19 protein-coding genes are annotated in these 20,730 nt (G+C 41.0%); 12 read left to right on the top strand and 7 right to left on the bottom strand.

The window, feature by feature from the left end; genetic code table 11:
- Window positions 1–333 precede the first annotated feature (333 nt).
- Window positions 334–720: a hypothetical protein gene (locus V7K45_RS27695; protein WP_335008363.1), complete on the bottom strand. Its 387-nt coding sequence runs from the start codon at window positions 718–720 to the stop codon at window positions 334–336.
- Between the two features lie 290 nt (window positions 721–1,010).
- Between V7K45_RS27695 and rppA the strand changes: the two genes are divergently transcribed.
- Window positions 1,011–1,691: a two-component system response regulator RppA gene (gene rppA / locus V7K45_RS27690; protein ID WP_292723872.1), complete on the top strand. Its 681-nt coding sequence runs from the start codon at window positions 1,011–1,013 to the stop codon at window positions 1,689–1,691.
- 137 nt (window positions 1,692–1,828) lie between these two features.
- On the top strand, window positions 1,829–3,109 hold the full coding sequence (locus tag V7K45_RS27685; protein WP_335008361.1) for a sensor histidine kinase: 1,281 nt from the start codon (window positions 1,829–1,831) through the stop codon (window positions 3,107–3,109).
- Between the two features lie 267 nt (window positions 3,110–3,376).
- Here V7K45_RS27685 and V7K45_RS27680 read toward each other — a convergent pair whose 3' ends face one another.
- The gene (locus V7K45_RS27680; RefSeq protein ID WP_335008359.1) at window positions 3,377–4,648 is read right to left on the bottom strand and encodes an APC family permease; all 1,272 of its coding nucleotides are present in this window, start codon (window positions 4,646–4,648) and stop codon (window positions 3,377–3,379) included.
- 516 nt (window positions 4,649–5,164) lie between these two features.
- Here V7K45_RS27680 and V7K45_RS27675 point away from each other — a divergent pair.
- The 5 genes from V7K45_RS27675 (at window position 5,165) to purT (ending at window position 10,975) form a co-directional block, all read left to right on the top strand.
- A complete protein-coding gene (locus tag V7K45_RS27675; RefSeq protein ID WP_335008357.1) occupies window positions 5,165–6,019 on the top strand; it encodes a mechanosensitive ion channel family protein in 855 nt (284 codons plus the stop codon).
- A gap of 204 nt (window positions 6,020–6,223) precedes the next feature.
- A complete protein-coding gene (locus V7K45_RS27670; RefSeq protein ID WP_335008355.1) occupies window positions 6,224–7,174 on the top strand; it encodes an ABC transporter ATP-binding protein in 951 nt (316 codons plus the stop codon).
- A gap of 47 nt (window positions 7,175–7,221) precedes the next feature.
- Window positions 7,222–8,997 carry an ABC transporter permease subunit gene (locus V7K45_RS27665; RefSeq protein ID WP_335008353.1) on the top strand — a complete coding sequence of 592 codons (1,776 nt, stop codon included), beginning with the start codon at window positions 7,222–7,224 and terminating at the stop codon, window positions 8,995–8,997.
- Window positions 8,998–9,263: 266 nt separating this feature from the next.
- The gene (locus V7K45_RS27660; RefSeq protein ID WP_335008351.1) at window positions 9,264–9,746 is read left to right on the top strand and encodes a pentapeptide repeat-containing protein; all 483 of its coding nucleotides are present in this window, start codon (window positions 9,264–9,266) and stop codon (window positions 9,744–9,746) included.
- Window positions 9,747–9,811: 65 nt separating this feature from the next.
- The gene (gene purT / locus V7K45_RS27655) at window positions 9,812–10,975 is read left to right on the top strand and encodes a formate-dependent phosphoribosylglycinamide formyltransferase (protein WP_335008349.1); all 1,164 of its coding nucleotides are present in this window, start codon (window positions 9,812–9,814) and stop codon (window positions 10,973–10,975) included.
- Window positions 10,976–11,014: 39 nt separating this feature from the next.
- On the opposite strand, the gene V7K45_RS27650 is transcribed toward purT, so the two are convergent.
- Window positions 11,015–12,355, bottom strand: a complete 1,341-nt coding sequence (locus V7K45_RS27650; protein WP_335008367.1) for a serine hydrolase — start codon at window positions 12,353–12,355, stop codon at window positions 11,015–11,017.
- 722 nt (window positions 12,356–13,077) lie between these two features.
- Here V7K45_RS27650 and V7K45_RS27645 point away from each other — a divergent pair.
- Entirely contained in the window at window positions 13,078–13,710 is a 633-nt protein-coding gene (locus V7K45_RS27645; RefSeq protein ID WP_335008347.1) for a DUF1003 domain-containing protein, read from the top strand.
- A 284-nt stretch (window positions 13,711–13,994) separates the two neighbouring features.
- Here V7K45_RS27645 and crtH read toward each other — a convergent pair whose 3' ends face one another.
- Window positions 13,995–15,485 (bottom strand): carotenoid isomerase, encoded by a 1,491-nt coding sequence (gene crtH, locus V7K45_RS27640; protein ID WP_335008345.1) that lies wholly within the window; start codon window positions 15,483–15,485, stop codon window positions 13,995–13,997.
- A 331-nt stretch (window positions 15,486–15,816) separates the two neighbouring features.
- Here crtH and upp point away from each other — a divergent pair, with 331 nt between their 5' ends.
- The 3 genes from upp (at window position 15,817) to V7K45_RS27625 (ending at window position 17,294) form a co-directional block, all read left to right on the top strand.
- Window positions 15,817–16,467 carry a uracil phosphoribosyltransferase gene (gene upp, locus V7K45_RS27635; protein ID WP_335008343.1) on the top strand — a complete coding sequence of 217 codons (651 nt, stop codon included), beginning with the start codon at window positions 15,817–15,819 and terminating at the stop codon, window positions 16,465–16,467.
- 74 nt (window positions 16,468–16,541) lie between these two features.
- Entirely contained in the window at window positions 16,542–16,895 is a 354-nt protein-coding gene (locus tag V7K45_RS27630) for a hypothetical protein (protein WP_335008341.1), read from the top strand.
- A 129-nt stretch (window positions 16,896–17,024) separates the two neighbouring features.
- Window positions 17,025–17,294 (top strand): YggT family protein, encoded by a 270-nt coding sequence (locus tag V7K45_RS27625; RefSeq protein ID WP_322695761.1) that lies wholly within the window; start codon window positions 17,025–17,027, stop codon window positions 17,292–17,294.
- A 194-nt stretch (window positions 17,295–17,488) separates the two neighbouring features.
- Here the strand turns inward: V7K45_RS27625 and V7K45_RS27620 are convergent, their stop codons facing one another.
- The gene (locus V7K45_RS27620) at window positions 17,489–17,920 is read right to left on the bottom strand and encodes a biotin carboxylase (RefSeq protein WP_322702877.1); all 432 of its coding nucleotides are present in this window, start codon (window positions 17,918–17,920) and stop codon (window positions 17,489–17,491) included.
- A gap of 261 nt (window positions 17,921–18,181) precedes the next feature.
- Entirely contained in the window at window positions 18,182–18,364 is a 183-nt protein-coding gene (locus V7K45_RS27615) for a hypothetical protein (RefSeq protein WP_335008338.1), read from the bottom strand.
- 231 nt (window positions 18,365–18,595) lie between these two features.
- On the opposite strand from V7K45_RS27615, the gene V7K45_RS27610 reads away from it, so the two are divergent.
- A complete protein-coding gene (locus V7K45_RS27610) occupies window positions 18,596–19,210 on the top strand; it encodes a hypothetical protein (protein ID WP_335008336.1) in 615 nt (204 codons plus the stop codon).
- Between the two features lie 45 nt (window positions 19,211–19,255).
- Here V7K45_RS27610 and V7K45_RS27605 read toward each other — a convergent pair whose 3' ends face one another.
- Window positions 19,256–20,458: an alpha/beta hydrolase gene (locus V7K45_RS27605; protein ID WP_335008334.1), complete on the bottom strand. Its 1,203-nt coding sequence runs from the start codon at window positions 20,456–20,458 to the stop codon at window positions 19,256–19,258.
- Window positions 20,459–20,730: the final 272 nt, after the last annotated feature.

The raw sequence follows: 20,730 nt of genomic DNA, 5'->3' as shown, positions 1-20,730 counted from the left end.
GGGTATGGATTTAGAAATTTTGAAAATTTTCGAGTTAGATGCTTGTTAAATTGGTATACCAACTATTAGTTAAGCATAACAAGTACTGAAGAACCTATAAATTTCAGTTCCACCGTTCCAGTTGTCATAATCTATTTGCACAATCTTGGCCGTCGCCTCTGCAAGTACCGCTACCTGTTTTGCAGAGCCAGCGTTTGCAAAAAGATTAGTTAAAGTCGCTAATAATGGCTCTAAATTATTAAAATCAAATTCCATTGTTATAAAAAGTAAGCAACTAAAGGACAAGGAATCAGCGTGCAAATTGGGAGGTGTTCAATCGCAACTATTATTATGTTATTCCACAATTTCATAGCGCACTAACTTCCTAACATCCTGACGGGGTAGACCTAGTTCTTGGGCAATTGTCGCTTCTATTTGGCTGAATTCTATTGTTGGAAGTTCTAATTCCAACCGCTTCAAGATGGGGTCTGCTGTTTCTACTTCTACCTGGGTAATTTTTTTAGTTCGATTGACAGCAGCGTTAATGAGCAACACATTGACTGATACCCGTGCTTCAAGCTGAGTATCTGACTGAAGTTTTTTCTCGGTGGAGTAAGGTCGCCTTAACTCTTGAGCCGCGATGAAATTACAGCCAAGCCAAAACACGATCGCTACCAGTGGTAGAGGCAACCAAAACTCTAATCCCAGCCCTTGCAGCCAACGTCTACTAATACGCCACACACTACACCTGCTTCTGATTTTGCTAGTAGTTCGCCAAGTGAACTTGGCGGGGTAAAGGGTAAGGGGGAAGGTGGGGCCCCCTCTGGGGATAAGGGGCAGGGGGAAAGGTTTTAAATCCCTTAACCTTTCCCCTTTCCCCAGACCTCACCTAGCATTTTGGGTTGGCAGACCACTAGGTCATACTTCATCTATATCCTAATGGGGTAGACAATCCTCTGAAATCTTACTGATGAAAGACGTTGAGATTGCTTCAATAGATTATTCTAAACAAGCACAAGTGTATAAAGGTGATGAAAATCTTACTGGTAGAGGACGATCCAAAGCAATTAATGCCGCTGCAAATGGTTCTCTCTCAGGCGGGACACAGCGTCGATGGTGTCAAGGATGGTGAAACCGCTCAATGGCTTTTGGCTGAAAAAGAATATGACCTGCTGATTTTGGATTGGATGTTACCTCGGATTAGTGGAGTGAGTTTGTGTCAACAGTATCGGGCGGCGGGAAAAACAGCTCCCGTATTAATGATTACGGCAAAAGATACCACACCCGATAAAGTCATAGGATTAGATGCCGGAGCTGATGATTACCTCGTCAAACCGATTGATATCGTGGAGTTCATGGCACGGGTGCGGGCATTGAGGAGGCGATCGCCCCTTTGGCAAGGAGACACCCTCTGCTTGGCAGACCTCGAACTTCATCTTGATAGACTAATTTTGGAGCGACAAGGAGCGATCGTATCCCTTTCCAGCCAAGAATTTCAGTTGCTAGAGTACTTCATGCGTCATCCTAAGCAAGTCCTGACTCGCAACCAGATTGAGCAAGCTGTATGGGAGTGGGGTAGTGAGCCAGAAAGCAATGCAATCACCGTTCTAGTTCGTAAACTTCGCCAACGTCTGCAAACATTAGCAGCAGCCGATTGGATTGAAACTGTTTACGGCATGGGGTATCGCCTCAACCCTCCAGAACCATCGTAAAAGGGACTGGGCATTGGGGACTGGGGACTGGGGACTGGGGGATGAGGAGGACAAGGAGGACAAGGAAGATACCTACCCCCTGCCCCCTGCTCCCTGCCCCCTGCCCCCTGCCCCTGTTCCCTGCCATAGTATAAGTTGTGTTTAACCGCAGTCGTCGTAACTTAGCTCGTTGGTTTACCCTTTCAATGGGGTGCATTCTGATTCTCTTTGCTGGAGTCATTTACAATCTTGAGGTAAAAGACAAGCTCAAAGCATTAGATCAACTGCTTTATAAAAGAGCAGAGCTAATGGCAGCCAGTTCGCAGTATCGGCTGTATCAAGGACAAAAAGAAGTCGATTTGAGCAATATACCGCTATTAGGTAGTGGTTCTCACCCTGCTGATATTGAACTGGTCTATGTTCGCTGGTATGACCCGTATGGCAAACTCAAGCGGTTTTTTGGTACTCCACCTCCAGAAAAGTTGGGAATAGCATCTGAGTTTCTCACGATTAAGTCTGTTGACCAGTTTACAGGTGAGACGCTTTGGCTTCGTCAAGTCACGTTACCTGTTCAAGGAGGAAATTCGGTCATCGGTTATCTGCAAGTTGCTATCCCTCTGACAGAAACTCAAAACGATCTCCGAGAATTTCAGTTAATGTTGACCCTGGCTGTACCTGTAGCACTGGGGTTAATTGGACTTACAGGTTGGGTACTTGGTGGCATAGCTATGCAACCCGTTCAGCAAGCTTATAACCAACTCCAACGCTTTACATCAGATGCCTCTCATGAGTTGCGATCGCCCCTTTCTGCGATTTTGACCAATGCCCAAGTTGGGTTACTAATGGCAGCAGACCATCCCCAAATCCATCCCACAGTGGAGAACATCATCGATAGCGCTAAGTCGATGAGTACCTTGGTTAATAACCTACTGCTGTTGGCTCGGCATCAGGGAAAATTAACTCCCGAATCTCTCAAAAAGGTTAATCTTAATAGCTTGCTAGAGAATTTAGCTATTCATTACCATACTTTTGCTGCAAAAGCGTCGCTTGAGTTGATCGGCCATTTACCAGAACAACCCGTTAAGTTGTGGGCTGACCCCGATTTGCTGCGGTTAGCTATTGAAAACTTGCTCAATAACGCCTGTAATTACACTCCATCTGGTGGAACTGTCTGGTTACGCTTAGAATCTCACCCAGATCGGGCAGTAATTCAGGTTATTGATACTGGAATTGGAATTCCAGAGGCAGATTTACCTTACATTTTCGATCGCTTTTACCGAGTTGATACAGAACGTGCCAGAGAAAGCGGCGGATTTGGGTTGGGATTAGCGATCGCTCAACAAATTGTCCAGGCTCACGGCGGTAACATTCATGTGATGAGCAATGAGGGTAAAGGCTCAACTTTCCAGATAAAGTTACCGTTTATGAGCCATTCCTAAATCACCTTTAAGAAATGATTCATAATGAAAATCTCAAGCAAACGATCTGCTAACAGAGAAGGCACTGTTAGCGAATTCAAGTTAAATTAATCCAAACGTGGACTCAATACTTTTCGGATAAGCCTAACAATCTCTCTTTTGGTCTGGGAAAAGGTTAAAGGGTAAGGGGGAAAGGTGAATTCAAACCTTTCCTCTCATTTCCCCCTTAACCGAAAAGTATTGAACGTGGACTATTACAAAAACATTTTAGAGTTGAGCAAAGCTTCTTCAAAGATGTAGCTGTCGGTTGTTTGACAGGTAGTAGATTACTTCGATGCCTATGGCTACTCCTACCATCAACACTAAAACCCAGACAGTTTGTGGATCTGTTTGCAAAGCAAACCAAATTAACATCCCTAGTGCCACCAAACATATTCCAGTCCCTAGAAGTGAAATCCATTGTTTGCTTTTCGTATAACGATGCATACGAGCATTAGCTAAATTAACCGCAGCAAATATCAGGAGAAACCCAGCACTACCCATCGTTGAGATCCGATTTAGATCGCAAAAATTGGCGATTATGAGAGTGATACCACTAGTAATAAACAAGCCAATTGAAGATTGAGCTATGCCATTTATTTGGCTGCCATCAAACCCCCTAGATTTAGCAATAATAGTGCTAAACCTAGCTGAACCGTAGAGTGTTGCGTTACTAGCTGAGATAGTTGAGAAAACAGCAGCAATAGTAATCAAAACAGATCCAAATTGCCCCATAATTGGTTTGGCAACTTCAGCCAAAGCATAGTCTTTTGCTGCCAAAATCTGTTCTATTGGTTCTGCTCCCAATGTAACCAATGCTATTAAAACGTAAAGTAAAATAACGAACCCGATTACAGAGTAATAAACTCGTGGCAAAGTATGCTTGGGATTGACAAGATCCTCTGCTGCATTGGCGATTAGCTCAAAACCTTCATAAGACAAAAAGATCGCTATTGCTCCTGCAAAAATTGACGGTAGCGACGATACTGAGACTGGTTCTAGACGGGAAATGTCAATATGACTACTTCCCATAATAATGAAAAGTATCAAAATTCCCAGTTTGAAGCTGACAATCCAGATTTGAGATTTACCAATATGATTGGCAGTTAGTAGATTTAATCCAGTTGTCCCTAAAATTGCCAAGCTAATTAGTAAATGCTTCCAAATAGGTTGAGTAGATGTAAACAGGCTAACTCCATAACTACCAAAAGCCTGCAAGTAAAAGGAAAGCATAACTACATAGCTAAACCATAGTAGAAGATTCAGTGTCCCACTAAACAGTCCCGAACCAAAAGCCTGGTTTAAGAAGGTTACTGTCCCGCCTCGACATGGATGAGCTAACGAAAGTTTTGCATAAGCATAAGTAGTTATCAAAGCTATTGTCCCGGCGATCGCAAATGCTAGTGGTGCGCCTACATTAGCTATTTGAATTACTACTCCCAGCGCTGGAAAAAGTCCACCGACAATGCCGCCTACACCTAATGCCCACACAGACCAAAAACCGATTTTTTTGCTTGACACCTGTAACCTCTTTAGGAATAGATAGTCTCATAGTCGTTGACCAACACGCACATAATCAAGCTGAGATTAAGCGGTTGGGAATATAGCGGTTCTCGATCAAATGAGGCACATCCTCAAAGTTGAAAGGTTTTATATATAAAGTCTAGCTATACTTCACGAGCATAGGAAGCGCTATAAAAGCCTGACTAAAAAACTTGGTCATGCTGGTATGGCGCGATTTATAAAGCAATTTGAGAGCCGGAGAAAAAATTATACACTAGACAAGGATTAAACCTTGGGAAATACCAATATCGATGATATCTTTGCTCGAATTAAGGAGCGAAAAAAACAGCAACAAGCCAAAAAGTAGATAATCCTGCAAGAAATATATTTGCCCAAAACTGTTCAGACATCCTCCGAGAACAGTTTGCTATCTGCTGCACATTACACAAAAATTAAAAAAAAAGTATTGATATATCATTTTGATTTAATTTCTTGTATGTTTATTGTGTTTAATAATTTACAAACAAAAAAGTTATGGATTTCAGACAAATTAGCCTAGTTGCTAGTCAACTTTTAACTCAGTTTGGACTGAAAGTTTTAGGTGCGATCGCTCTGTGGTTGGTTGCTCAACGCTTGATTGATTTTGCATTGAAGCTAGCGCGACGTGCTTTCCGAGGTCAACACGTCGATCCAACACTGATTAACTATCTTCTGAATATCATTGGTGTTACGTTAAGAATTGTTCTAGTTGTAGCAATTCTCGGCTTCTTTGGGGTTGAAACAACTTCCTTTGCGGCATTGCTTGCAGGAGCAGGTATTGCAATTGGTGCAGCATGGGGGGGACTACTAGCAAACTTTGCAGCAGGAGCATTTTTAATCGTTTTTCGACCATTCAAAGTTGGTGATTTCATTACAACAGCAGGTGTCACAGGCACTGTTACAGAACTTGGGCTGTTCACAACTAGTATTAATACACCTGATAACGTATTGACGATTGTTGCCAATAATAAAATCTTTGCTGATAATATCCAGAATTATTCTGCCAATCCTTACCGTCGGGTTGATCTGGTAGCTCAACTCCATCATGAAGTGAAACATAACGAAGCGATCGCACTTTTAAAGGCGAAAATCAGCCAAATTCCTAATGTTCTCCAAAATCCAGCACCGGATGTAGAAATTCAGACTTTCAATTTCGCAGGGCCTGTACTAGCAGTACGTCCTTATTGCAATAATGACCATTACTGGCAAGTTTACTTCGACACTAATAAAGTTATTCGTGAAACCTTTAGCGAAGCTGGATATCCAGTTCCCGAATACCGTTATGCAGTTAGCGGTTCATCTGGTAATGGAATTAATAACGTCATCCCACCACTATCAGAAATAACTTGAGACTAAAGCAAAGAGTCAAGGTTTGATTTGCAAAGATTTCATAAATAGCAGAATAAGAATTAAAAAGTAGGTAGGGCATAAGCCTTATCTACTTTTTTATGTAGCCAATTTTCTTAGATTCAGTTTCAATTTATGAAACCATCCTGACAAAAGCTGTAAAAAAAGTTAGGTTAGCGGTTAATTACAAGCCGCACCCTAGCAGCGATGGTAAAAGAATTAACAATTTGTACCCGTGGACTCACTAAGCAATTTGACCGACATGTTGCTGTCAATGATGTTGATTTAGAAATCCAGACGGGGGAAGTTTATGGACTGATTGGGCCGAATGGCGCGGGTAAAACAACTCTCATCCGAATGTTGGCGACTGCTGAGGAAGCAACTGCGGGTGAGATTTATATTAATGGCGATCGCCTCATCCGTGACAACAGTAACCTCAAACTTAAGCGTCATCTTGGCTATTTACCCGATGACTACCCACTATATGAGGATTTGACAGTCTGGGATTACTTAGATTACTTTGCGCGTTTATATCGTTTGCGAGAACCGCGCCGCACTAAACGCTTACATGAAGTTTTAGAACTTATTCAACTTGGTAATAAACGCAATAGTCAGATTTCTACTCTGTCGAGGGGAATGAAACAGCGTTTAAGTTTAGCGCGAACCATTATCCACGAACCAATTTTACTATTACTAGATGAGCCTGTTTCTGGTCTCGATCCTATTGCGAGGATGCACTTTCGCGAAATTATTAAGGCTTTGCAAGAAGCTGGAATGACTGTCATCATTTCCTCCCACGTTCTCAGCGATTTAGCGGAAATTTGTACTTCTGTAGGAATTATGGAACTTGGCTTTTTAGTAGAAAGTACTTCCCTACAGCAACTTTATCAACGTCTAGCCCATCAGCAAATTGTATTATCAACTCTAGGAAACTTAGAGACACTTTTGAACGAACTTAAACATCATCCTTTAGTAGAAGAATGGGAGGTTATATCAGGAAAAAACAGTGTGAGAGTGAATTTTTCCGGCAAAGATGAAGATAGTGCCGAGTTATTGCGATCGCTAATTAAAGCGGGTATTCCTTTAACTGATTTTCACTGCACGCAAGAAGACTTAGAAAGTATTTTCTTAAAATTAGGTCACAAACAAGCATCTTGATTTATCAATAAATCTCACTCACTATTTTTGGAGAAATTTTTCATCCTATGTTCAATTTAATAGACAAAATCGGCGATTGGAATCCGCAATTATTCCGCGAACTCAAAGGACAATTTAAATTTGTTAATGTAGCGATCGTAGTTGTGACATCTTTACTATTGCAACTGGTAGTTAGTTTATATCATTTAAGTAATCCTCCTGATAATCAATACTCCCTAACTGGTACATACTGTCATTTGCGTCAAATATATGAATCGCAACAAACACAGATTTTTAAAGAATCCAATCAATCTAAAATTGATGAATTAAATTATTTCTTCTCAAAAAACTTTTGTCCCCAAAATCAAATTAATTGGCAGTTGTGGTGGCGAGATCATTGGGAATATATATTCTTAACATTTAGTGTAATTTTTCTATTTACACTACTAGTTGCAGGAACTTATTTGCTAATCAATGATTTCGCTAAAGAAGAAACTCGCGGCACACTCAACTTTATCCGTCTTAGTCCCCAATCAGAAACAAGTATATTGACTGGCAAGTTGCTAGGAGTTCCGAGTTTAATTTATCTCATGATTTTAGTAGCAGTTCCTTTACATTTATGGGCTGGGCTTTCTGCCAAAATTGCTTTTAGTTACATTTTGGCTTACTATGCAATTCTTGCTGCTAGTTGTGTTTTCTTTTACAGCGCTGCACTACTACTTAGCTTATTTAGTCGTTCATTTAGTGGTTCTCAGCCTTTGTTAGGTTTATTAGTTAGTGGTTTAATTTTTATGTTTTTGTTCATAACGATGTTACTTGCATCGTCTTATAACAATAGTTTAAATAATTCCATTGCTTGGTTTAGACTTTTTAATCCTTGGGATACAACTAATTATCTATTCCCTAACTTATTTAATCTCTCCAATGGCTCGGATATTAAAAAATTGCAGTTTTTCTATTTACCATTAGGGAGAAATATTATTAGTGTTGTTGGCTTTCATTTATTAAATTTGGGATTATGCACTTACGGAATTTTGCAAATTCTTAAACGCTGCTTCCGTAATCCTCAAGCCTCAATAATTAGCAAGAAACAAAGTTATTTGTTAGTAGCATTTTGCCAGTTGATGTTCTGGGGTTTTACTCTGCAAATTGGTGAAAATAGTTACACATTAGATCGACAAGTCGGGGAAAATTACATTTTACTAGCATCGTACAACTTAGTGTTGATTTTAAGTTTAATTGCAGTTCTTTCCCCTCACCGTCAAGATGTACAAGATTGGGCAAGATATCGACATCAGGGAGTTTCTAGCCAGAAGAGTATTTGGCAGGATCTAATTTGGGCTGAAAAAAGCCCTGCACTCGTGGCGATCGCAATTAATCTTACAATTGTTACTATCCCCTGGATAGTTTGGATTTCATTTACATCTATTTTTGATACCAACAATGACCAAACTTGGCTGGGTAACGATGTTGACAGGTTTAAAGTACTTTTAGCTATAGCTTTGTCTATCAGCGTAATCATGATTTACGCTACCATCGCCCAATTGATACTTTTGCTGAAAACTCCCAAACGTTCTTTCTGGGCAATTCGGATTATAGGTGCAGCAGTGTTCCTACCACCGATAATTTTAGAATTTATCGGCATCACATCACAGGTGTCTACTGTGATGTCTACTGTATGGCTGTTTTCAACTTTTCCTTGGGCTGGTATACAAGGCTCTGGAACGACAACAATTTTTATGGCATTCCTCGCTGAGTTAACTTTTCTAGGATGGTTAAACTTGCAGTTGACAAGGCAAGTGAGATTAGCAGGCGAATCTGCTACGAAAGCATTATTAGCATAACTAGCTAGTAGTCTGCCAACCCAAAAATGCTAAGTGAGGACTGGGGAAAGGGGAAAGGGAAAAGGGTAAGGGATTTAAACCCTTTCTCCCTTCCCCGTTCCCCTTTACCCCGCCAAGTTTACTTGGCGAACTACTAGGTAGTTATCAATAAACTTAGAACCTCAATTTCTCAAAGAAATTGGGGTTTTTGTTTTTTATGAATGCTGTAAGACTGCTATATTATCTATTATTTGTATTGATACAAGTATCACAACAATCTGAAAATCATGTTAAATATCTCTACTCAAGACCTACGCTATACAGCTATTCAGTTTTTAGAACAAAGTCCCCTACAACGCCTACAAATTCTTAAGCAACTGGGCATCGCTCGTTATGACTTTTTAACTAAAATTCAACTAAATGAAGCTAATATCATCTGTATAATGCGATTTTTTAAATATCCCAGTCAGCTAAAGTTTCCTAATCTTATGGGAGCAGATTTATCTGGTTTAATTTTAGATGGTGTCAACTTCATCCGAGGGAATTTGTCAGAAGCAAATCTACAAGGTAGTAGTTTAGTCAATGCAGACCTTTTATTTGTAAATTTTACGAAAGCCGACTTGAGAAATGCAGATTTGCGAGGTGCAACTCTGAACAAGACTATTTGGTTAGAGACTCTAGTAGATAAGTGTCAGTTTGGCGTAGGTATTGGTTTAAATCATCTACAACGTCAAGATTTAGAACTACGCAAAGCTATATTTAATTCTTGAGAAGTTAGTAATGAAAACACAAAAAATTATAAGATGATTGAATTGATATTGACCTGGATAAGTTAATGAGTATTAAGTTGCCCCAAAAATTGATGTTGCTGGGTTCAGGAGAACTAGGCAAAGAATTTGCGATCGCAGCTCAACGTCTTGGTAATTATGTAATTGCCGTTGACCGCTATGCCAATGCTCCGGCGATGCAGGTTGCTGATGCTTATGAAGTTATTTCTATGCTCAGTGCTGATGATTTAGAAGCTGTAGTGACAAAACATCAACCAGATATTATTATACCAGAAATTGAAGCAATCCGAACAGAAAAACTGATCGAATTTGAACAGCGAGGGATTACAGTTATACCGACTGCGGCTGCTACTAACTATACAATGAACCGCGATAGAATTCGGGAACTGGCACATCAAGAATTGGGCATTAGAACAGCTAAATATGGTTATGCAACAACTCTAGAAGAATTGATTGCAATTTCAGATAAAATTGGCTTTCCCAATGTTGTTAAACCTGTGATGTCATCATCTGGGAAAGGTCAATCTGTAGTGCAGGATAAGAGTGAAGTTGAGAAAGCTTGGAATTATGCGATCGCTAATTCTAGAGGTGACAGTCAAAAGGTCATCGTCGAAGAATTTATTAACTTTGAAATTGAGATAACTTTACTGACAATTAAACAGTGGAATGCACCGACAATTTTCTGTTCTCCCATTGGTCATCGCCAAGAACGAGGCGATTATCAAGAATCGTGGCAACCCGCAGAAATTTCTGAAGATAAAATATTAAAATCCCAAGAAATAGCTATAAAAGTTACTGATGCTTTAGGAGGAGCCGGAATTTTTGGGGTTGAATTTTTCATTACTAAAGATGAAGTGATTTTTTCAGAACTTTCTCCTAGACCTCACGATACGGGAATGGTGACATTAATCTCACAAAATCTCAATGAATTTGAACTACATCTACGAGCTATTTTAGACTTGCCAATCCCTCATATTGAACAGCTAGGAGCTTCAGCCAGCGCGGTGATTTTAGCCTCAGAAAAATCTGATTTTATTACTTTTGGTGGTGTAGCCGATGCTTTGTCAGAAAAAGATGTAGATATTAAATTATTTGGTAAACCTAATGCTCATCCATATCGGCGAATGGGCGTAGCTTTGGCAAAGGGTGTGAATGTCCAAGAGGCTAGGGAAAAGGCTACTAAAGCCGCAAGTAAAATCACAATTATCTAATTACTGTAGGGGCGCACAACTAGCTGTGCGCCTTTAATGCTATCTCGTAACACTATTAGGCGAATCAACCGCAGCAACTGGATTCGGCTGATTCAGATAATCGTAAACTAATCGGGAAACTTGACGAATAAAGTCTCTCCCTCTTGTGTCCTTATAAGGACGAGTGACAAAAATAGCCGCCAGGTAATGCTTACCATTGGGCATAGTTACAAATCCCGCATCGCCGATAAGAAAGCCGATATCTCCGGTTTTGTTGGCGATAACTGCACCTTTCCCCAAACCGGCGGGAAGCAGTGTGTGAATTGTGGTGTGACGCAGAATATCTAAGGCTTGCTCCCGACTCTGCGGCGAAACTAGCTTGTTATTCACAACTAAAGCCAGCACCCGCGCCATATCTTGAGAACTTGTGGTGTTGGTTCCTCTCAAGTCAGCCAAAAGATGGCGAATTACTGTGTCTTTTAGTCCCCAGTTACGGAAGCGCTGATTTAGTTTCGCCGCTCCACCTAAGCGATCGATAATCATGTTGGTGGCAGTATTATCGCTAATGGTAATCATCTTAGTGATGGTTTCCAAAGCTGTGTACTTCTTACCAACTCGTTCATATTGCATACTTCCAGAACCATTGGTAACTAAGTCACGCCGCATAGTCAGGTTTTCCTGAAGGGTGACTTTACCAGCATCTAAATCCTGGAAAAAGGCGATGAGTATTGGCAGTTTGATTGTACTAGCAGCTGGGAAAACGCGATCGCCTCCAATATCCAAATAATCCCCACTATCCAAATCCAGAAAAAACATTCCTGTTTTCAGAAAACTGTAGCGACTCATCAAGGCTTTAATTTGAGGTTCCAGCGCTTTCATTGGTGAATGCATCGGAACCACGCCAGCAAAGAGAGTGCTATTATCATTCACTCTTGGAGAAATACTCGGAGTTATTTCTAAATATTGCGGCTGGGTTGCAGTCAATCGTATTGGCTTGGGTAACTGCACAGACCAATGGTTAGGGGATTGTTCTTGCAGTTGCACCTGTGCTAAATCAAAGGTGTAGCCAGGTGCTAAAGTAACTACCATGCGGGTAGTCTCTGCATTAAACTGCTCGATGCGAATGTCTTTAATTACTGGCCCCACTCTTTGACTAGTCTGTGGATATCCTAATGTAACTCCAGGTAAATCAATTACCAGACGAGTAGGGCTGGTAAGTAGTTGTACTTTCGGTTGAACATTCTCATCTGTGGTGAAGTCTAGATGATTGCGATTGCTATCAAAATGCCAATTAGCGACCGCAGCATTAGCTTTAACAGTAGAGCCAAACAGAATCAAGCTTACGAAACTGGGTAGAAGCCAGCTAAATTTTACAATGTTTTCTTTGTGTGTGAGTAGCATCAGCGATCGCGTTGTGTGTGAGGAAAATTCTTGAACGAACAAAAGCCGCCCACCATTAAAGCACAATTATGAAAAATTTTGTAAATTGCACTGAAAAGGCAGGGTAAAGAACCAACCGAACCGATTTTGAGCGTGGCGTAATCTATTGCATCCACGCACGAATGCGTTTGCGTATCAGCGTGAGCCATAATGCCACAATTGTGTCACTGAAGGCTTTTATTGCGAAATTTACAGTAGATATTCGATAGGAATACTACATAAAAAATGAGTGTTATCCTGACATAACATTGACATCAGAATGACATATCTAAAAAGTATAGAATCAACTATAGTTTTAATAAATCAACATAATTTCTATTTAGTAACTGCGCTGGTTACAAGCTACAAAATTTTTAAATTATATTTCAGTAGCTAAAGCATTGTTAAAATTACTATATAAACTATATGCGAAACCTGTTTCGTTCAGTACGTCAACTGAAGTCAGGTATCAAGAGCAAAAATCTCAAGATATCATTGAGGCGTTTTATTCTCAATACAATACTGAAACAATAAATGCGATGCTATGATTCTGTTTCAATATCTCTGCTTGATTCAACAGCAATAGCAATCTGACAAAATCTGTCTATAGATACTTTCATATATTTTTCTACCTAAAAGTATACATATATAGCTAAAACTTGAGTTATTGATTTAGAGAAATCAGTACTACAAGAAAACTGTCCATGTTTTCCCAAGAAAAACCAAATCCAAAAGATTCACCGCAAGTATCATCTTCAGCACCTTGCCAAACCATTTTGCCCACAGCCCCATTGCCGGAAGCGATTAGTCAAAATATCGAGACTATTATTGCCCTGCACAGACGTTATGAAAAAGACGTACCTCAACATCAACGGTTTGTAGAAACGGTAACAGCCTTTTTTGGTCGTCCAGTATTCCTATATAGCATCCTGTTAGGAATTATTCTGTGGGTAACACCCAATGTTTTACCACGACGTTTAGGCATATCAAGATTCGATCCCCCGCCATTTTCTTGGCTACAATTTTCACTGACCGCAGGTTCCCTGTTAGTAACAACAGGGGTGTTGATCAAACAAGAGCGTCAGGAAAAATTAGCAGAGCAACGGGCACAACTTAGCCTTCAACTTAACCTGCTCTCTGAGCAGAAAATTGCAAAACTTATCGCTTTAGTTGAAGAATTACGCCAAGATATTCCCAATGTCAAAAATCGCCCCGATCCGCAGGCCCAAATAATGAAAGAAGCTGTCGATCCGCAAGCAATTCTAGATGCTTTAGAAGAGACTTTAGCATCAGAGTTAGCTAATTTTCAGAACCAAAAACTACCAGATCAAGAGTAACAACACTTGCTATTGTGTTAACAAAATCACTAAAGTTAGTAACTTTTTGATTGTATTTGCTACCCATCTCAATACGGTTTAGATAAGCTGGGGAGGTGGTTTGGAGGCATTTAAAGTGAAGAGATTAAATTTAAATACTCTTACTTTCCCAGCACTTTATTCTACCTTCGCTCAAAGAACTCGCTTTAATAAATAACTTTCTTAACCAAACCGTATTGAGAGTTACTCAGATTGTGAGGGTAGCTATCCGCTTATTAGGTTCTTTGCGGAGGCTGTTTTTGTAATTAAAATCCTAAATCTACGGCAATGCGATGGGCGCAAGCAAATCCAGAAAAAGCGACTGCATTCAAACCTTGACCCGGAAAAGTGCTATCTCCTACACAATAAAGTCCTGAAATAGCTGTGCGATTAAAAGGCATATTTAATAACCCCCATAACTTACGCCGGGGAATTGGCCCATAAGTGCCATCTTCACGACCCAAAAAGCGGCGATGGGTGCGCGGTGTTCCGACTTCTAAATAATCCAATCCGGCATCTAAACCTGGAAAAATCTTCTCTAGGCGGTCAATAATTCGCCAAGCAGCCTTTTCTTTTTTTGCTTCGTACTCACTTGGAGAAAGTTCTTGCCAATCATCAATCCAGTGAGGCGTAAAGGCATGAATGATATGATATCCATTTGGTGCTAAATCTGGGTCAAGCAGTGTGGGAATCGAAACAAACACTGTGCCTTCTGGCGCTGTCATCTTTTCCCAGTCTTCCAGCAAAATATGGTGACACTCTGTCCCCGCAAGTAAAACTGACTCCTTTACCCCGATGTGCAAACTCAAGAAGCTTGGAGATTTTTGGTAGTTTTGTTGCCACTTTTTCTCATTATGTGGCATTGCTTCTACTGGTAGTAATTGTGTAAATGTATCCCAGCGTGTAGCATTAGAAACTATGCGTTTACCTCGATATACTTTACCATTAGCCAGTTGCACACCTACCGCTTTTCCCTGCTCTATAAGAATTTTGGTGACTCTAGCTTGGTACTGAATCTGACTTCCAGCCTTCTCTAGACCTTCTACAAGTTTTTGGGCAATTTGTCCGACTCCGCCTTTGGGATAGTTAACTCCGCCATAATGCCTGTCAGAAAAGACCATCCCAGCATTAATCATTGGTGTCATATCTGATGGAACCACCGACCAGCAATAACATTCCATATCGATAAACTTCAATAATTGCGGGTCTTTGATGTAACGCCGCGCCACATCCCCGGCATTTTGGGGCAGATACTTAGCTAAACCGAGACACGCCAAAGGATGCTGGAAAAATACGCGCAGTAAATACCGAGGTTCTTCCAGCGACAGCAAATCCATGCTGTTGAGACACTTGAATACTTTTTGGCATTCGTCATAAAAGCGACGAATGCCTTGTTCTTCATGGGGAAAATGAACTGTAAGATTTTGCAAAAATTTTTCATAAACCCGGTCAACCTTCAGGTCTAAACCTTGGGGTAAATGATAATGAATTTGTACTGGATCTGCGATCGCTTCTTGGCTGACATTTACAGCTGATAATGCACGGGTGAGTAAGTTAGTTGTACCGTTCTGTCCCAGCCCAAAAATCATTGATGCGCCAACATCGAATCGATAGCCTTGGCGTTCAAAATAACCAGCGCTACCACCTGGAATTAAATAACGTTCCAGTACCAGCACTTTCGCTCCCTTCGCCGCTAACTGGGTCGCTGTCACTAATCCGCCAATCCCAGACCCAATTACGATCGCATCAATTGTCATTTGTCCTTTGTCCTCTGTCTAGAGTCCCTTATCCTTTGTCTAGAGTCAATCAATATTTACTAATGCCCCATGCCCAATGCCCCATCCCCCATGCCCAATCAAAAAAAAGAGGGACGAGCCTGCTACTGCTGGCTAATCCCGTCTGCCGATCCTTAAAAGAGAGGAGAACACTGTATAAGAATATAGCCTTGATTGAGAATTAATGTCAACTATTAATGAAAAACTTTATCAATAAAATTGAGATTGTCAATTTTAAGCTGTCAGCCGGATGCAGGAAAGAGTATTATGGTGTTTCAGTTCTTATACAATCAAAAGGCGCCTATTTCTGGCTATGACGCTACAATTGCGCGTTTATGTTCCACCCCATCCCCTGATCAAGCACTGGCTAGCAGTTGCCCGTGATGCGGGCACGCCTTCAGTATTGTTCCGCAGTGCCATGACTGAGTTGGGAAGATGGCTGACTTATGAAGCTGCACGAGACTGGTTGCCGACCCAAGAAACAGCAGTACAGAGTCCCTTAGATACTTGTCCAGCAACGGTAATCGATCCCCAAGTGCCTATAGCAGTAGTGCCGATCCTGCGGGCTGGGCTAGGATTACTAGAGGGAGCGCAGACTTTACTGCCTTTAGCATCGATTTACCACCTTGGCTTGGCGCGAGACGAAGAGACACTGCAACCTCATTGTTATCTGAACAAGTTACCAGAAAAATTTGACCCCGAAACACGAGTGTTAGTTACCGATCCAATGTTGGCAACCGGAGGATCGATCATGGCAGCAATGGCAGAATTGACACAACGGGGTGCTGATCCAGCCCTAACGCGGATTGTTTGTGTGGTAGCGGCTCCACCAGCTTTACAAAAATTGAGTGAAGCTTATCCAGGTTTAATCATTTATACCGCTACTATTGACGAAAAACTGGACAGTAGGGGATATATTGTACCGGGATTAGGAGATGCAGGCGATCGCATCTTTGGGACTTAAGCTAGTATGCAGCTAGGGCAGGAAATAGCATAACTACTGTAAAAGTTGCAAGGTTTGTTGAAGGCGGTAAATATATGAGTCAGCGAGATGGTTTTGGCAGTGGTTTTGTAGCAGGGGCGTTTGTTGGTGGCGTATTTGGCGGTGTTATCGGGGCACTCATTGCTTCTCGACGCGAGCCAGAATTGCTAATAGAAGAGGAGACAGAACTGACAGATAGCCAAGCCGAAGCTAAGAAAATAGCAGCAAAGCGGCGTCAGATGAAAGCCTCAGAAAGTGAGAGTGTTGGTATAGAAACGGCCAGGCGATCGCTAGAAGATAAAATTGCCCAGCTAAATGCCACAATTGATGAAGTGCGAAAGCAACTGGGAAATGTTAATAGCAGTTCACCCCAACCAACCAATGACCGCTCCCTCACTAAAGACTCCTGAAGTTTGTTCAGGCGTGGTGAAAGTGTCAAGTGTGGTAAACGTGAAATCTGCAAACACTTTTGACTTTGGACTAAATTAAAATTAAAAGATAAGACCGCGTTTGACACTTAGTAGGACACAAAGCTATCCATGAGTTTACTGATTACGACACTAATTACCTTTGTCAGCTTTTATAGCTATTTGCTAATTATCCGGGTTTTGCTAACCTGGTTCCCGACAATCAACTGGTATAACCAGCCATTTGCCGCTTTAGCCCAAATAACTGACCCTTATCTGAATCTATTCCGCTCAATTATTCCCCCATTGGGCGGCATGGATTTTTCGCCGATCTTAGCTTTCTTAGCACTCAATGTAGTTAGTGGGCTTCTGAGTGCCATTCCAGCTAATCTGCCCTTATAGAAAGATTTTGATTACTACCTTGGTAAAAAATTGTGTAGAGACGTTAAGTATACAAGCGTCTCTACGATTTTTTACGAATTACTAATTAACCCAAGTTGCTAGTTATCAAAAAATACCATTATGCGATAATACTAGCAACTTACGTTAATTACCTAGCCTGTTTCTCGCCTTTGGCGAATACTACGAATTAAGAATTACTTACGCACTTGACCGCTAAACCCCGCAGCTTTGAACTGTTTTAGCTTCAACGGAGTAGGCTGATTCGCAGGTACAGAAATTCTCAATTCAAAATCGCTAATACCTGGTGGCACCTCGGTAATAGAGCCTAAGCGAGTGCGGTTTTGCATTACCGAGTCATTATTTGCATCATAGATGCGTCCAAAAATATCTGCGTCGTAGACTGTTTTATTAGTGCCATTTTCTGCTTTGCCAACGACAAGAAAACAATTGGCAGCAGCGCTACCACTACTGATAACAGCCCCTTGTGCTAGTTCTGGCGGACAATCTTTATAGGAGACATCAAATAGTTTAATCTGTGTCAGGGCTACAGCTGGGGGAATAATCACCCACGATAGAAAAGTAATCAGACATGAAATAAAAACGACCGTGAGTGAACGCAACCGCATAAAAGACCCCGTGATTTAATTCAATAATTATTAACTGATAACCTCAGCTTACAACATACCCCTACTCTCTATTCTCTACTTCCCCGATTAATTCGCCACTGCAAATACCTGCTCCACTATCAATTCCCAATCAGGTACTATATCTGATGCAATGGTCGCCGTACCTTTCAAGACCGTATCTTTATATTGTCCTTCGACCCACTTACAAACAGTGATTTGTTTTAACTCAGGATCGACAATCCAGTATTCAATACTTTTCGGTTAAGGGGGAAAGGGGAAAGGGAAAGGGTTTGAATTTACCTTTCCCCCTTTGCCCTTTAACCTTTTCCCTGGCATTTCTACTAGCTCTCCATCCACTAATTCATAACGGGTATCAGTGCGATCGTCATAAGCGAGAAATTCTTCAAAAGTCAGGAGTTTTGTGGGATGCTGAGTTTGAGTCATGGCAATTTTCCTAACTAGGTGATAAATGAGGTCAACACTAGAAAATACCAAACCGATACCGAGAACTCAGAAGACAGGAGATGGAATCAAGTTTTCTGCTGACTCCTGACTTCCTTGAATATTAGGCATCTTACATTTAATTATGTCTATGATTTAACTACAGGGTGATTGGAGACTTGAATTTAACATTTGTAATAATTAGGGGAATAACCCTTCAATTGCTATGAACTTATGACTCCAGATGAGATTGAAGTAGCTATGTTCGCAGCCTTTAATGATTGTGATGCAGCAAGCTGTCCTCTCACTGACACGCAGAAACAGATATTACTGCAAGTGGTTGAGCAAATTCAGGGAAATTCTACCTCTGCGATGTCAAATATTGCTAATCCTTTAGACGAACTTACCCCAGAGGAGTTAGAAGCATTTTTACAATTTGTTAAGGATGAAGAACAACGCAACCGCACTTGGAAAGTGCAATTACTCAACGACTGGTTGCTGGGAAATGACTCTGGAACTGTACAATTCATTCGCCAACGCTATGGTTTACAGTGGTTGAATCGGGTTGAGTCATATCATTTTGACAAGTATTCTTATTTTGAGGATGCACTGAAGTTAAGAGTAGGCGATCGCATTGAAGTTTCCAATGCACTATGGGAATGGGTACAAGAAGATGGCCCTTGTCAGCGGGAATGGTTTCCCTGTATGGTGATTAAGGTTGAGGAAATTAGCGATAGTAATGATTCCTCTACTAATTGCGTTGTCCGCTTCTTCAACGGCGCTGAGTATGAAATTCAAGGCATGTATGAATGGAATCGCTACAATTGGCGCTGGCCTCAAAAGGAGTAAGGAGTGCTGAGTTTTTAATACTTGTGAATGAGTCTGCGAATAAAATCATTGCCTGAACAACGCCCAAGCCAAAAACCTCTCAGTGTAATACAACGCTAGTTGATTGCTCACACCGTTGAAAACAGCATCAAAAGCGTGTTCTGCCCAAGGAATTTCTAGAAAAACCGCAGTATTGCCAGAATCATGTAAACGTTCATACATCTGTCTGCCAAATCGCGCTTGCACCAAATGGTCGCGACTGCCGTAAATTAATAAAGTTGGCGGTAAAGGGTGCGTTAGGTAATTTATCGGTGAAGCAATTTGATATCTATTAGGTAATTCTTCTAAAGAACCACCAAGAAATGCTTTTAAAACAGCGCGGCTATTTATAGGATCGGGATTTGGCGGCGTTTTGTATCCTTCGGTTAAATCAACAGGGCCGTAATAGTTCACCACAGCACGAATGGGTGGTGCATCGGGTTGATAAGCCGCTAGCATTGCTAGGTGCGCTCCCGCAGAACGTCCTAAAAGTACCATACGTTCTGAATCGGCTTCATATTCAGCTGCATGTTTGCGAATAAAATTTAGGGCTGTACGCACATCATCTAACTGAGAGGGAAACTGATATTGAGGTGCGTGTCGATAGTCGATCGCAAATACCGTATATCCATGATTAGCAATATATTGATTAAACTCAGTATTGGCATGAGTATTGCCATATTGCCAAGCTCCACCATAAATTACTACCACTGCTGGATATTTTCCTACCTCTGAGGGTTGGTAAACTTCCATTTTTAAAGGCACTCCCCCAGGAGAAGCAAAGAGAATATCTTTTTGATGACGCGTTTTCCTTAATGGAATACCCCGAAATAAATTAACTAAGTCAAAGGGATGGGTTTGCATTTTAGCCCTTACTTGAACGGTAATTTGCTCTAGATAATTTGCTCCCAGTCCTTGTTTCATAGCTTTAGCCATCTGCATTTGAGTTGGTAGAATATTCACTAACACCCATCCACAAATTAGCAATCCGATTAAACTGAAAATGCAAACTAAACGCTGTAATTTACGGCGACGGATATAGAATAAAGACAGCAATAAAAAGAGCAGATTTAATAAAAATAACCAAGGGCTGACTTCTGGCGCTCCCACTGCGAGGGTGAGGAAAAACATATTTGGAGCAGGAAGAATAATCCAAGAACTAAGAAATAGAGTTGTAAAACTGAGTAATAATGCCAGCCACGATAAAAGTATTTTTGGTTTAATAAACATCGATTAAAATGCGGTAATAATGGATTGAAAGAAATACAATTTATCTGCTAATGCTAAGGTTGGCAATAGTTCTATAGCAGAATTCAGAATTCAGGAGTCATATCATGTCCGCTTGATTGCTTATTAAACCCGAAGAACCCCACCCCCGCCAAAGCTACGCTTTGTCTTCCCTCCCCGCTTGCGGGGAGGAGAGGTGGGGTGCAATGACTGTGGTTAGCATAACTAATTATGCGGACATGATATCAGAATTCAGAATTCAGGCTATTTTAAGA

It is taken from the genome of Nostoc sp., from assembly GCF_036917375.1.
Classification (GTDB): Bacteria; Cyanobacteriota; Cyanobacteriia; order Cyanobacteriales; family Nostocaceae; genus Nostoc.
The sequence above is the reverse complement of the archived record's forward strand: the minus strand, read 5'-3'. Positions and strand labels throughout refer to the sequence as shown.